The organism is Streptomyces sp. NPDC104096 (genome assembly GCF_055584385.1).
Map to the genome: position 1 here is coordinate 141,082 of NZ_JBVJMD010000001.1, position 12,390 is coordinate 153,471.

Sequence of the window (12,390 nt, forward strand, 5' to 3'; positions counted from 1 at the left end):
CAAGGTCCTGGGACGAGTCTGTGACGTCGTGGTGACGCATGCACCGTAAGCGGGCGGAGAGACTCGACAGTATGTGCACGACCGGGTCCTGCCGCCGGGGGAGCGGTGGCCCGGCGTCGGGAAGGAGCACCATGGAAGCTGCGGAACCCACGGCACCGGCCCGCGCCGACCGCCGACTCCCCGACGCATCCGAGTGAGGGAAGCGATGTCTCGACTCAGCCGCGAGAAGAAGCGTGAAGAGAAGCGCTCCGAGCGCTCCGCGGACCCCGCGTCGCCCGTGGTGGCGCCCCTGGACGTCCGGGTGCCGGCGTCCGGACCGGGCCTGGGCGGTGCGTCGATCGGCGGCGTGCCGGTCCTCCCGGCGCCCGGCCAGGAGGTCCAGCACGCCGTGCTGAGTCATCTCCACCGCATCGCCCTCGCCACCGGACATCCGGTCGTCGCCATGGTCCAGGACGATCGCATCGGTTACGTCGTCCCCCTTCGAGTGGATCTGGACGGCGCCAGCCACTTCGCGGGGGAGCCCGCCCGCACCGCGCCCCCGAAGGACGCCCCCGCGCCCGCCGCCGCCCCCGCGCCCCCGAAGGACGCCCCGGCCCCCGCGCCTTCGGCGGCCCCGGCCTGGCAGCCGGAGGACGCCGTGCCGGTCCGTCAGGAGCAGCCGACCCATCTCCTGCGCGCGCTGCCGGACCGCGCACCGCAGGCGGGCCCGCCGCAGGCAGGCCCGCCGCAGGCAGGCCCGCCGCAGTCGGAGCACCCGCGGCTGCACTCGCACCCGCAGTCGCCGCGGCTGGACGACCCGGCCCCCACCTTCCGTCTGCGCGTGGTGTCGGAGCCGTCGCCGGAGACGCCCTACGGCACGGCCGTGGCCCCGAAGGGCGAGTTCGGCCCGCCGCCCACCATGGACGGCCCCCCGGCCCCCGCACCCGCGCCGGGCCTCTCGCCCGTCTCCGGGCCGCTGACCCCCTTGCCGGCTCCCGCACCCGCGGCCCTCCCGCCCGCCGCCGAACCTCCGAGCCCCGCCCCCGCTCCAGCTTTCGGGGCGCCCCGCGGCGGTACGCCGGAACCGCACCTGGACCCCTACGCCGTCGTCGACCTCGACCCCAAACCCACCCCCGCCCGGGGCTTCGACGCGGTCGCCGAGGCCGTACTCGGGGACGAGCCGCCGGCCGGCTCCGGGGACACCGACGCCCCGGCCCTCCTCGCCGAGCCGATCGCGCGGATCAGCGGGGCCGTGAAGGCGGGGCAGATCGATGTGGCGGCGGCGCTGGCCGAGCGGACCGTGGCCGAGGCGTCGGGCACGCTCGGCCCGGAACACCCCGAGGTGCTCCGACTGCTCGAACTCACGGCGTACATCGCCTACCTCGCGGGCGACCCGCTGCGCGCCTTCCACCTCTCCCTCGACCTGTCCCGGGTCCATCGCCGCGCCGGGGACGCGGAGGCCGCCTACGGCAACGTCCAGAGCGCGGCCGCGGCCTGGCGCGCGGTGCGAGAGCCCCTGCAGGGCCTGCAACTGGGGCAGGAGCTCCTCGGGCTGTGGACCGAGCTCACGTTCGAGGACGGGCCCGCCGCCGAGGACCTCGGTCCGCTGGAGTCCGCCCGCACCCGGATGAACCGACTCGCCGAACGGGCGGCCCGCAACCCGGACGCCCGATAGACGGACGACCGCCCGCCGCGACACCCGGGGACCGCACCGCACCCGGACCGCACGGCGCCTGGACCGCGCGACACCTGGACCGGGTGACGCCCGGACCGCACGCGCCCGGGCCCGCCGCGACGGGCCCGGGCGGCGGTGTCAGTGCACGCAGAACTCGTTGTCCTCCGGGTCCGCCATGACCACCCAGGTGCCGCCCGGCTCGTCGACCTCGCGCACCACGCTCGCCCCCAGCTTCAGCAGCCGCTCGACCTCCTCCGCCCGCCGGTCCCGGCCGGGGTGCAGATCCAGGTGCAGCCGGTTCTTGCCGGACTTGGCCTCGGGGACGCGCTGGAAGAGCAGCCGCCGCCCGTGCCCGGTCCCGCTGTCCTCGTCGTAGGGGTCGTCCGGATGGCGTACGGCGATCAGGTCCCGGAAGGCGGGGCGGCCGTGGAACTCGACGGTGGCCGCGCCCGGCAGGGCACCGGCCTCCAGCAGCCGTTCGACGAGGGCGCTGTTGTCCTCGACCGTGTAGTGCAGCGCGCCGGCCCAGAAGTCGGCCTGGGTGTGCGGGTCGAGGGCGTCGATGACGAGTTTCCAGTGCAGCGGGGCGGGATCGGTCGTCTGCGTCATGGTTACCACTTATAACGGCACCCGCGGCCGGGCGCCCGGTTCCCCCGTGAACGCGGTGCCCGCGAGCCGTCCGGCCGGACGGCTCGCGGGCACCGGACGACAGTCCCGCCGCCGAGCGATCCTCCGCTCAGGCGTCCACGGGGGCGGAGCTGGACGCGGCGGCCCCGCGCACACCGGGCACTGCCTCGGCCCCGGCAGCGACTTCGGCCCCGGCGGCGGCCTCGGTGACGGCTCCGGACCCGGCCACGACGACGGCCGCTCCGGCCGCCGTCCCCGTCCCGGTCCCCGCCGGGATCCCGGCCCTGAGCCGCGCGGTGCGGCGCGCGGTGCGCAGCGCGTTCCAGGTGAGCAGGGCCAGGGCCAGCCAGACCAGCGCGAAGCCGGCCCAGCGCTCGGGCGGCATGGCCTCGCCGAAGTACAGGACGCCGAGCAGGAACTGGAAGACCGGGGCCATGTACTGGAGCAGGCCCAGCGTGGACAGGGGCACCCGGATCGCGGCCGCGCCGAAGCACACGAGGGGCAGCGCGGTGACGATGCCGGTCGAGGCGAGCAGCGCGGAGTGCCCCACGCCCTCGCTCGTGAAGGTGGACTCGCCGTGCGCCGACAGCCACAGCAGATAGCCGAGCGCGGGCAGGAACTGGATCGCGGTCTCGGCGGCCAGCGACTCGACACCGCCGAGGTTGACCTTCTTCTTCATCAGCCCGTAGGTGGCGAAGGAGAAGGCGAGCGTGAGGGAGATCCACGGCGGGCGGCCGTAGCCGACGGTGAGGACCAGGACGGCGGCGGCGCCGACTCCGACGGCCGCCCACTGCACGGGCCGCAGCCGCTCCTTCAGCAGCAGCACGCCCATCGCGATGGTGACCAGCGGGTTGATGAAGTAGCCGAGCGAGGCCTCGACCACGTGCCCGCTGTTCACGGCCCAGATGTAGATGCCCCAGTTCACGGTGATGACCGCGGCGGCCAGGGTGACCAGCGCCAGCCTGCGCGGCTGCCGCAGCAGCTCGCCGGCCCAGGCCCAGCGCCGTACGAAGACCAGTGCGACGGCGACGAAGACCAGGGACCAGGCCATCCGGTGGGCGAGTATCTCCACCGAGCCGGCGGGCTTCAGCAGGGGCCAGAAGAGCGGGACGAGCCCCCACATCCCGTAGGCCGCGAAGCCGTTCAGCAGACCCGTCCGCTGCTCGCCCCTCGACTGTTCGGCCACGGGCCCCTCCTTCTCGCTCGTACACATGGCGTGTACGCAGAAGGTAACGCCGACCGCCTCCGCCTGTCATGCCCGTATCGCCATACGGTCATGACGAGGGCGGAGGCGCGGTCGGGGACGCGGTGTCGCGGTCAGCCCTTGAGCGCGGCGGCGACGGCCTCGGCCAGCGGGGTGGCCGGGCGGCCGGTCAGCCGGGAGAGGTCGCCGGAGGTGACGGCCAGCTCGCCCTTCTCGATGGACGCGTCCACCCCGGCCAGGATCGCGACGAACGGGCCCGGGAGCCCGGCCCCGGCCAGGATGTCGCTGTAGGCCTCGACGGAGACGGAGGTGTAGGCGATCTTCCTGCCGGTCTGCCGGCTCAGCTCCGCCGCGTACTCGGCGAAGCCCCAGGGCTCGTCGCCGCCCAGTTCGTACGTCGTGTTCTCGTGTCCCTCGCCGGTCAGCACGGCGACGGCGGCCGCCGCGTAGTCGGCGCGCGACGCGGAGGTCAGCCGGCCCTCGCCGGCCGCCTGGACGACGGCGGAGTGCTCCAGCACCGGGGCCAGGTTCTCGGTGTAGTTCTCGTGGTACCAGCCGTTGCGCAGCAGGACGTAGGGCAGGCCGGAGGCGAGCAGGACCTGCTCGGTGGCGCGGTGGTCGTCGGCGAGCGTCGCGGTCAGGCTGCCCGGGGCGCTGGTGTAGGCGAGCAGGGCGACACCGGCCGCGGCGGCCGCGTCGATGACGACCTGGTGCTGCCGCACCCGGCCCTTGTCGAACTCGTTGCCGGAGATCAGCAGCACCTTGTCGCCGGCCGCGAAGAGGCCGTCGAAGGTCTCGGGGGCGTTGTAGTCGGCGACCGCGAGCCGCACGCCCCGGGCGGCGAGGTCGGCGCCCTTCGCCTCGTCGCGTACGACGGCGGTGATCTGTTCGGCCGGGACCTTCTCCAGCAACTGCTCCACGACGTGGCGGCCGAGATGTCCGGTGGCTCCGGTGACGACGATGCTCATGATCTGGATCTCCTTGTGGGGTGCGATGTCGTCAACCCTAGAAGGAGCGCTAACTCTGCGAAAGTACCCACTTTGAAGTAAGGTACCGACATGGCAGTAAGTGCAGTGAACGCAGTGAGTGCGGCAGGCGCGCCGGCCGCCCCCGGGAACGGCAAGTACACCGTCACCGAGGACATGTGCCCCTACCGGCTGGTCCTGGAGCACGTCACCAGCCGCTGGGGCGTGCTCGTCCTGATCGAGCTGCTGGACCGCCCGTACCGCTTCAGCGAGCTGCGCCGGGCGATCGGCCGGGTCAGCGAGAAGATGCTGACGCAGACGTTGCAGACCCTGGAGCGGGACGGCCTGGTGCACCGGGACGCCAAGCCGGTCATTCCGCCGCGCGTCGACTACTCCCTGACCGAGCTGGGACGCGAGGCGGCGGAGCAGGTCCGCTCGCTGGCGATGTGGACCCACCGGCGGATGGACGACGTGGAGAAGGCGCGCCGCGCCTACGACGGGGCCCGGGCCTGAAGGTTCGCGCCGTGCCTGGGACGAGGACGGCCCTGAAGGCGTGCGCCGCGCTCATGACGAGGCCCGGACCGAAAGGCCCGGGCCCGGTCGGGAACCTCCGGTCCGGTCAGCCGACGACCGTCCAGGTGTCGCCGCCCGCCAGCAGCGCCGCCAGGTCCCCCTTGCCGTTCTGCTCGATCGCCGTGTCCAGCTGGTCGGCCATCTGCGTGTCGTAGACCGGCCGCTCCACCGAGCGCAGCACACCGATCGGGGTGTGGTGCAGGGTGTCCGGGTCGGCCAGCCGGGAGAGGGCGAAGGCGGTGGTCGGGGACGCGCAGTGGGCGTCGTGGACCAGGATCCGTGCCTCGTTCTCCGGGGTCACGCTGACCACCCGCAGATCGCCGGTGTGCTGGTCGCGTACGACACCGCGCGAACCGTCCGCTCCGAAGCGGATCGGCTGCCCGTGTTCGAGGCGGATCAGCGCCTCCTGCGACGACTGCCGGTCCTTCAACGCCTCGAAGGCGCCGTCGTTGAAGATGTTGCAGTTCTGGTAGATCTCCACCAGCGCCGTGCCGGGGTGTGCGGCGGCCTGCCGCAGCACCTCCGTCAGATGCTTGCGGTCGGAGTCGATCGTGCGGGCCACGAACGACGCCTCCGCGCCCAGGGCCAGGGACACCGGGTTGAAGGGTGCGTCCAGGGAGCCCATCGGCGTCGACTTGGTGATCTTGCCGACCTCCGACGTCGGGCTGTACTGGCCCTTCGTCAGGCCGTAGATCCGGTTGTTGAAGAGCAGGATCTTGAGGTTCACGTTGCGGCGCAGGGCGTGGATCAGGTGGTTGCCGCCGATCGACAGCGCGTCGCCGTCACCCGTGACCACCCACACGCTCAGGTCGCGCCTGCTGGAGGCGAGTCCCGTCGCGATCGCGGGCGCGCGGCCGTGGATGGAGTGCATGCCGTACGTGTTCATGTAGTACGGGAAGCGCGACGAGCAGCCGATGCCCGAGACGAAGACGATGTTCTCCCTGGCCAGACCGAGCTCGGGCATGAAGCCCTGCACGGCGGCCAGGATCGCGTAGTCACCGCAGCCGGGGCACCAGCGCACTTCCTGATCGGACTTGAAGTCCCTCATGGACTGCCTGGCCTCGGCCTTGGGGACGAGCGAAAGTGCCTCGATCGTGCCCGTGCCTTCCGTGGACGTCTCAGCCATCGATGGCCTCCTTGAGCGCCGTGGCGAGCTGCTCCGCCTTGAACGGCATGCCGTTGACCTGGTTGTACGAATGAGCGTCGACCAGGTACTTCGCCCGGACGAGCGTGGCGAGCTGCCCGAGGTTCATCTCGGGGATCACCACCTTCTCGTAGTGCCTGAGCACCGCGCCGAGGTTGCGCGGGAACGGGTTGAGATGACGCAGGTGCGCCTGGGCGACCGACTCGCCGGCCGCGCGCAGACGGCGCACCGCCGCCGTGATCGGGCCGTACGTCGATCCCCAGCCCAGCACCAGCGTGCTCGCCCCGTGCGGGTCGTCGACCTCGATGTCGGGGACGTCGATGCCGTCGACCTTGGCCTGCCGGGTGCGGACCATGAAGTCGTGGTTGGCGGGGTCGTAGGAGATGTTGCCGGTGCCGTCCTGCTTCTCGATGCCGCCGATGCGGTGCTCCAGGCCCGGCGTGCCCGGGATCGCCCAGGGGCGGGCGAGGGTCTGCGGGTCGCGCTTGTACGGCCAGAAGACCTCGGTGCCGTCGTCGAGGGTGTGGTTGGGGCCCTGGGCGAACTGCACCCGCAGGTCGGGCAGCTCGTCGAGTTCGGGGATGCGCCAGGGCTCGGAGCCGTTGGCGAGATAGCCGTCGGAGAGCAGGAAGACGGGTGTGCGGTAGGTCAGCGCGATCCCGGCCGCCTCCAGCGCCGCGTCGAAGCAGTCGGCCGGGGTGCGCGGCGCGACCACCGGGACCGGGGCCTCGCCGTTGCGTCCGTGCATGGCCTGGAGCAGGTCGGCCTGCTCGGTCTTGGTCGGCAGACCGGTGGAGGGGCCGCCGCGCTGGATGTCGATCACCAGCAGCGGGAGTTCGAGGGAGACGGCGAGACCGATCGTCTCGCTCTTGAGCGCCACGCCGGGACCGGACGTCGTGGTGACCGCGAGGGAGCCGCCGAAGGCCGCCCCGAGCGCCGCCCCGATGCCCGCGATCTCGTCCTCGGCCTGGAAGGTCCGTACGCCGAAGTTCTTGTGCCGGCTCAGCTCGTGCAGGATGTCGGAGGCCGGGGTGATCGGGTACGAGCCCAGGAACAGCGGCAGGTCCGCCTGGCGGGACGCGGCGACGAGCCCGTAGGACAGGGCCAGGTTCCCCGAGATGTTGCGGTACGTGCCGGTCGGGAACGCCTTCGCCGCAGGTGCGACCTCGTAGGAGACCGCGAAGTCCTCGGTCGTCTCGCCGAAGTTCCAGCCCGCGCGGAACGCGGCGATGTTGGCCGCCGCGATGTCGGGCTTCTTCGCGAACTTCGACGTCAGGAACTTCTCGGTGCCCTCGGTCGGCCGGTGGTACATCCACGACAAGAGGCCGAGCGCGAACATGTTCTTGCTGCGCTCGGCTTCCTTGCGACTGAGGTCGAAGTCCTTGAGTGCCTCGACGGTCAGTGTCGTCAGCGGCACCGGATGGAGCTGGTAGCCGTCGAGCGACCCGTCCTCCAGCGGCGAGGCCTCGTACCCCACCTTCTGCATCGCCCGCTTGGTGAATTCGTCCGTGTTGACGATGATCTCCGCGCCGCGCGGCACGTCCCCGATGTTGGCCTTCAGCGCCGCCGGGTTCATCGCGACCAGGACGTTGGGCGCGTCCCCCGGGGTGAGGATGTCGTGGTCGGCGAAGTGCAGCTGGAAGGAGGAGACACCGGGCAGGGTGCCGGCGGGGGCCCGGATCTCGGCGGGGAAGTTCGGCAGCGTCGACAGGTCGTTCCCGAACGACGCGGTCTCGGAGGTGAAGCGGTCACCGGTCAGCTGCATGCCGTCACCGGAGTCCCCCGCGAACCTGATGATCACCCGGTCGAGGCGTTGTACGTCCTTCGCCCCGCCCGGTTTGCGCTGCTCTCCTACGACGGCTCCGTCGGCCTGTTCCGCTGCGCTGCTGACCTTGCTGGTCACTGAACTGGACCTCCCTCGAGGCGGCTGGCTGGGAGTGGCCTTTGCGAAGGCCCTCCCGAAATCAACCCTACGTCCGCAAGGGGCGCCTTCCCCGGGTCATCCGGGCGACGGTCACCGCTTCGGGGCGCTTGCGCGCCCGGAGGTGGCAGCTTCCCGACGGCCCGGCTCGACACGGTTCACCCGACCCCGGCGCTTGCCTTGAAGATGTGGTGCGCGTGGTGCGTGTGGTGCATTTCCGTGCGTGTGGTGGTTCATGCGGCCGTTCAACTGAAACAGGTGCCGGCCGCAGTGTCAGTACGTCATGAGTTCAGATAGGTAAGCACCGCGAGTACGCGGCGGTGATCCCCGTCGCTCGGGGACAGCCCGAGCTTCAGGAAGATGTTGCTGACGTGCTTCTCCACCGCCCCGTCGCTCACCACCAGCTGCCGGGCGATCGCGGAGTTCGTCCGTCCCTCCGCCATCAGCCCGAGGACCTCCCGCTCCCGCGGGGTGAGCCCGGTGAGCACGTCCTGCTTGCGGCTGCGCCCGAGGAGCTGCGCGACCACCTCGGGGTCGAGTGCCGTACCGCCCTGGGCCACCCGCACCACCGCGTCCACGAACTCGCGCACCTCGGCCACCCGGTCCTTGAGCAGATAGCCCACGCCGCGGCTGGAACCGGCCAGCAGTTCGGTGGCGTAACGCTCCTCCACGTACTGTGACAGCACCAGCACCCCCAGCCCGGGGTGCGACTTGCGCAGCTGTACGGCGGCCCGCACCCCTTCGTCGGTGTGCGTCGGCGGCATCCGCACATCGGCCACCACGACGTCCGGCAGCGCGCCCTCGGCGTCCAGCTCCGTGATGGTCTTCACCAGGGCCTCCGCGTCGCCGACCCCGGCGACGACGTCGTGCCCGCGGTCGGTCAGCAACCGGGTCAGTCCCTCCCGCAGCAGCACCGAATCCTCGGCGATGACCACCCGCACTCTGTCCTCCACGATCTTCGGCCCCCCACAGCCCGGTGTCTCCCGACGGCTTCCGCACGGCTCGCCGTACCCCCACCGGGTACCTGCCCGTACGTATACGTCCAGCATTCCAGCAATCGGATCCGACCGCGGCGCGGCGACGGGAAAACGCGCACGGCATGCCGACTTCCGGCCTTCGGGCGCACGGTCGGGCACGGGGTCGTGTCCTGCCCGGTTCCGCGCGCGGTCCTGCGGGAGCCGTCGGGGGTCGTACGGAGTCCTGCCGGAGTCTGCGGGGGCGTGACGACGGCCTGCCCCGGGGCATCGGCCCTCGGGGCAGGCGCTGAACGAGGCCGGGGTGGGTCCGGCCGCCGGCGGGGCGGGTCAGTCCCGCCAGGGCAGTTCCGCCGTCACCAGGGTCGGCCCGCCGGGCGGCGAGTCCACCACCAGCAGCCCGTCCACCGCGTCGAGCCGCCCGGCCAGCCCCGCCAGCCCGGAGCCCGCGGACGCGTCCGCGCCACCGACCCCGTCGTCGAGGACCTGGAGCATCAGCCGGTCCTCCGCCTGCCACACGTCCACCGTCGCGCTCGTGGCCCGCGCGTGCTTGCTGATGTTCTGGAGCAGCTCGGAGACCGTGAAGTAGGCGATCCCCTCGATCGCCTGCGCAGGCCGCTCCGTCAGGTCCACGTGCACCCGCACCGGCACCGTGCAGCGCGAGGCGACCGACGACAGCGCGGCGTCGAGACCGCGGTCGGTGAGGACGGCCGGGTGGATGCCCCGGGCGAGGTCGCGCAGCTCCTGGAGCGCCGTCTTCACCTCGCCGTGCGCGTCGTCCACCATCCGCGCCGCCGCCTGCGGGTCCTCGGTCAGCTTCTCCTTCGCCAGCCCGAGATCCATGGCCAGCGCCACCAGCCGCGCCTGCGCCCCGTCGTGCAGGTCCCGTTCGATGCGCCGCAGGTCGGCGGCGGCCGTGTCGACGACGACACCCCGGTCCGACTCCAGCTCCACCACCCGGGACGCCAGCCGCGACGGCCCCAGCAGCCCGTGCACCATCAGCCGGTCCACCTGTGTCAGCGCCCGTACGATCCACGGCGTGGCCAGTGTGAACAGCAGGCCGACCAGCGCGGTGACGGTGATCTCGAACGGGTTGTCGAGGTAGACCCGGTGGTGCTCGTCGCCGTACAGCTGGAGACCGTCCTGACCGCCGTACATCGGGAAGACCCAGAACCACAGCGGATACGTCAGCGTCGCCCAGCCGTACACCCAGAAGGTCACCGCGACGCAGAACGAGAACACCGCCCACGGGAAGTGCAGCACCGCGTACAGCAGCTGCCGCCACGACGCGCCGCTCTTCAGGACCGCGCCCATCCACGCCCACGCGCCCCGCGTACGCATCCGCAGCGGCTCGGGCTCGGCCACCTCCAGGCCGAGCAGGCCGCGGGCCCGCGCCCGCTCCAGCGCCCCGAAGCCCCGGCAGCCGACCAGCCCCGCCGCCAGCACCGGGACGCCGAGGAAGGTCACCAGCAGTCCCGCGCCGAGCGAGACCATCGTGACGGCGTACGTGAACAGCAGAACGCTGATCGGCAGGCTCAGCAGGACGTACCCGAACTCGCGCCAGGCGCGCGCCTCGAACGGCGCCCGCAGCACGGCCGGCAGCCGGTGGCGCCGCTCGCCGCCGCCGTGGCCCTGCCGGTGCTCCTGCCCGTAGGACATCCCGTACTCCTGCCCGTAGCGCGGTCCGTACTCGCTGGCCATCGGTGTCGTCCGTTCTGCTCGTCGGCGGGCCTGCTCCCGTATCTCCAACCCTGCTCGATCGCAGGTCAGCGGGACATGGAGGCCGTCGGCGTCTTGGGCGGGGGGTTTTCCCCACCCCCCGGGCCCGGCTCACCTCCGCGGGGAGTCCTCCGCGCGCTCCCGCCAGGGCAGCTCCGCGGTCACCGTCGTCGGACCGCCCGGCGGGGAGTCGACGACGAACAGCCCGTCGACGGCACCGAGGCGCTCGGCCAGGCCCCGCATACCGCTGCCGCCGTCGAGCCGCGCGCCCCCGCCGCCGTCGTCCGCGACCTGGATGAGGAGCCGGTCGTCCATCCGCCACACGTCGACCGACGCGGACTTCGCCCCGCTGTGCTTGCTGACGTTCTGGAGCAGCTCCGAGACGGTGAAGTAGGCGATGCCCTCGATGGCCGCGGCGGGTCTCGACGGCAGCTCGGCCGTCACCTTCACCGGCACCGTGCAGCGCGAGGCGACCGACGACAGCGCGGCGTCGAGACCGCGGTCGGTGAGGACGGCCGGGTGGATGCCCCGGGCGAGGTCGCGCAGCTCCTGGAGCGCCAGCTTCACCTCGCCGTGCGCCTCCTCCACCATCGCCGCCACGTGTTCGTCGGCCTGGCCCTCCAGCAGCTTCTCCTTGGCCAGGCCGAGCCCCATCGCCAGATTGACCAGCCGGGCCTGCGCCCCGTCGTGCAGGTCCCGTTCGATGCGCCGCAGGTCGGCCGCGGCCGTGTCGACCACGACCCCGCGGTCGGACTCCAGCTCGGCGATGCGCCGCTCCAGCTCGTCGGAGGGCGACAGCAGCGCGCGCACCATCGCCCGGTCCGCGTTGGCGAGCCCGCGCGCCAGGAAGGGCATCACCGGCCACAGCACGAAGAGCGAGGTCAGCGTGATGGTGAAGGTGAGGACGCCCCAGGGGAGCCGGATGACGTCGTACAGCGCCGCCCGCCAGCCCACCGGGTCCTTCACCATCATCCAGATCCGCGGGAAGAACCCCTCCGTCCGCTTCAGCGGCAGCGGGCTCGGCTCGTCGATCCGTATCCCGAGCAGCGTCCGCGCCCGGCCCCGCTCGAACCGGCCCAGCAGCCGCGACCCCATCAGCCCCAGCGCCAGCAGCGGCAGCCCGACCACGGTGAAGGTGAGCACGCTGCTGACGAGCAGCGCCGTCGTCACGTAGACGAAGCCGAGCAGTGCCATCGGCAGGTTCGCCAGGAGATGCGCGATCTCCTTCCACGTCTGCGGGGCGAAGGCGATCCGGGCCGGAGGCAGTCGGTCCTCGCCGTCGTCACCGCGGTCGACGACCTGCGCGCCCGGGGTGCCGTAGATGCCCTGCGGGCTGCCCTGAGGACTGCGGAAGGCGCGCGTGTCCCGGGCGTCCGGGGTGTCTCGTACGTCTCGCGCCTCCCGGGCGCTGCGGGGGCCGTGGACGTGATGGGTGTCTTCGGCGACGTCTCCGCCGTCGGAAGGCATGGCTGCGGTCATACCGGTCAGGGTGCCCGGCGCGGCGCCAGGACGCTATGAGGCCGGCCACCGCGATCGACGGGGGAAAACCCCACCGTCGGCCCCACCGTCGGATCTCAAGGCGTGACGGGCTGCTTACCGCTTCTTTATC

General features: G+C 72.3%; 10 protein-coding genes. 2 read left to right on the forward strand and 8 right to left on the reverse strand.

Going from position 1 to position 12,390, the window contains the following annotated elements; all coding sequences use genetic code 11:
* The first annotated feature begins 205 nt into the window (after positions 1-205).
* Positions 206-1,654, forward strand: coding sequence for a tetratricopeptide repeat protein (locus ACZ60B_RS00685; RefSeq protein WP_469383046.1), 1,449 nt, complete (start codon positions 206-208; stop codon positions 1,652-1,654).
* Between the two features lie 138 nt (positions 1,655-1,792).
* Here the strand turns inward: ACZ60B_RS00685 and ACZ60B_RS00690 are convergent, their stop codons facing one another.
* The 3 genes from ACZ60B_RS00690 to ACZ60B_RS00700 form a co-directional block, all read right to left on the reverse strand.
* Positions 1,793-2,263 (reverse strand): VOC family protein, encoded by a 471-nt coding sequence (locus ACZ60B_RS00690; protein ID WP_469383048.1) that lies wholly within the window; start codon positions 2,261-2,263, stop codon positions 1,793-1,795.
* A gap of 127 nt (positions 2,264-2,390) precedes the next feature.
* The gene (rarD, locus tag ACZ60B_RS00695) at positions 2,391-3,467 is read right to left on the reverse strand and encodes an EamA family transporter RarD (protein ID WP_469383050.1); all 1,077 of its coding nucleotides are present in this window, start codon (positions 3,465-3,467) and stop codon (positions 2,391-2,393) included.
* Between the two features lie 131 nt (positions 3,468-3,598).
* Positions 3,599-4,453: an NAD(P)H-binding protein gene (locus tag ACZ60B_RS00700; protein ID WP_469383052.1), complete on the reverse strand. Its 855-nt coding sequence runs from the start codon at positions 4,451-4,453 to the stop codon at positions 3,599-3,601.
* 90 nt (positions 4,454-4,543) lie between these two features.
* Between ACZ60B_RS00700 and ACZ60B_RS00705 the strand changes: the two genes are divergently transcribed.
* Positions 4,544-4,963: a winged helix-turn-helix transcriptional regulator gene (locus ACZ60B_RS00705; protein ID WP_469383055.1), complete on the forward strand. Its 420-nt coding sequence runs from the start codon at positions 4,544-4,546 to the stop codon at positions 4,961-4,963.
* A 106-nt stretch (positions 4,964-5,069) separates the two neighbouring features.
* On the opposite strand, the gene ACZ60B_RS00710 is transcribed toward ACZ60B_RS00705, so the two are convergent.
* The 5 genes from ACZ60B_RS00710 to ACZ60B_RS00730 form a co-directional block, all read right to left on the reverse strand.
* Positions 5,070-6,149: a 2-oxoacid:ferredoxin oxidoreductase subunit beta gene (locus ACZ60B_RS00710; protein ID WP_469383057.1), complete on the reverse strand. Its 1,080-nt coding sequence runs from the start codon at positions 6,147-6,149 to the stop codon at positions 5,070-5,072.
* A complete protein-coding gene (locus tag ACZ60B_RS00715; protein WP_469383059.1) occupies positions 6,142-8,070 on the reverse strand; it encodes a 2-oxoacid:acceptor oxidoreductase subunit alpha in 1,929 nt (642 codons plus the stop codon). The genes ACZ60B_RS00710 and ACZ60B_RS00715 overlap by 8 nt, the downstream gene beginning before the upstream one ends.
* Before the next feature lie 299 nt (positions 8,071-8,369).
* Positions 8,370-9,029: a response regulator transcription factor gene (locus ACZ60B_RS00720; RefSeq protein ID WP_351607368.1), complete on the reverse strand. Its 660-nt coding sequence runs from the start codon at positions 9,027-9,029 to the stop codon at positions 8,370-8,372.
* A 363-nt stretch (positions 9,030-9,392) separates the two neighbouring features.
* Positions 9,393-10,763, reverse strand: a complete 1,371-nt coding sequence (locus ACZ60B_RS00725; protein ID WP_469383061.1) for a sensor histidine kinase — start codon at positions 10,761-10,763, stop codon at positions 9,393-9,395.
* 129 nt (positions 10,764-10,892) lie between these two features.
* Positions 10,893-12,260: a sensor histidine kinase gene (locus ACZ60B_RS00730; RefSeq protein WP_469383063.1), complete on the reverse strand. Its 1,368-nt coding sequence runs from the start codon at positions 12,258-12,260 to the stop codon at positions 10,893-10,895.
* Positions 12,261-12,390: the final 130 nt, after the last annotated feature.

Coding starts and splice junctions, on each gene's coding strand:
- ACZ60B_RS00730 (WP_469383063.1), bottom strand. CDS start 12,260: ATGACCGCAGCCATGCCTTCCGACGGCGGAGACGTCGCCGAAGACACC.
- ACZ60B_RS00705 (WP_469383055.1), top strand. CDS start 4,544: ATGGCAGTAAGTGCAGTGAACGCAGTGAGTGCGGCAGGCGCGCCGGCC.
- ACZ60B_RS00690 (WP_469383048.1), bottom strand. CDS start 2,263: ATGACGCAGACGACCGATCCCGCCCCGCTGCACTGGAAACTCGTCATC.
- ACZ60B_RS00700 (WP_469383052.1), bottom strand. CDS start 4,453: ATGAGCATCGTCGTCACCGGAGCCACCGGACATCTCGGCCGCCACGTC.
- ACZ60B_RS00725 (WP_469383061.1), bottom strand. CDS start 10,763: ATGGCCAGCGAGTACGGACCGCGCTACGGGCAGGAGTACGGGATGTCC.
- ACZ60B_RS00710 (WP_469383057.1), bottom strand. CDS start 6,149: ATGGCTGAGACGTCCACGGAAGGCACGGGCACGATCGAGGCACTTTCG.
- ACZ60B_RS00685 (WP_469383046.1), top strand. CDS start 206: ATGTCTCGACTCAGCCGCGAGAAGAAGCGTGAAGAGAAGCGCTCCGAG.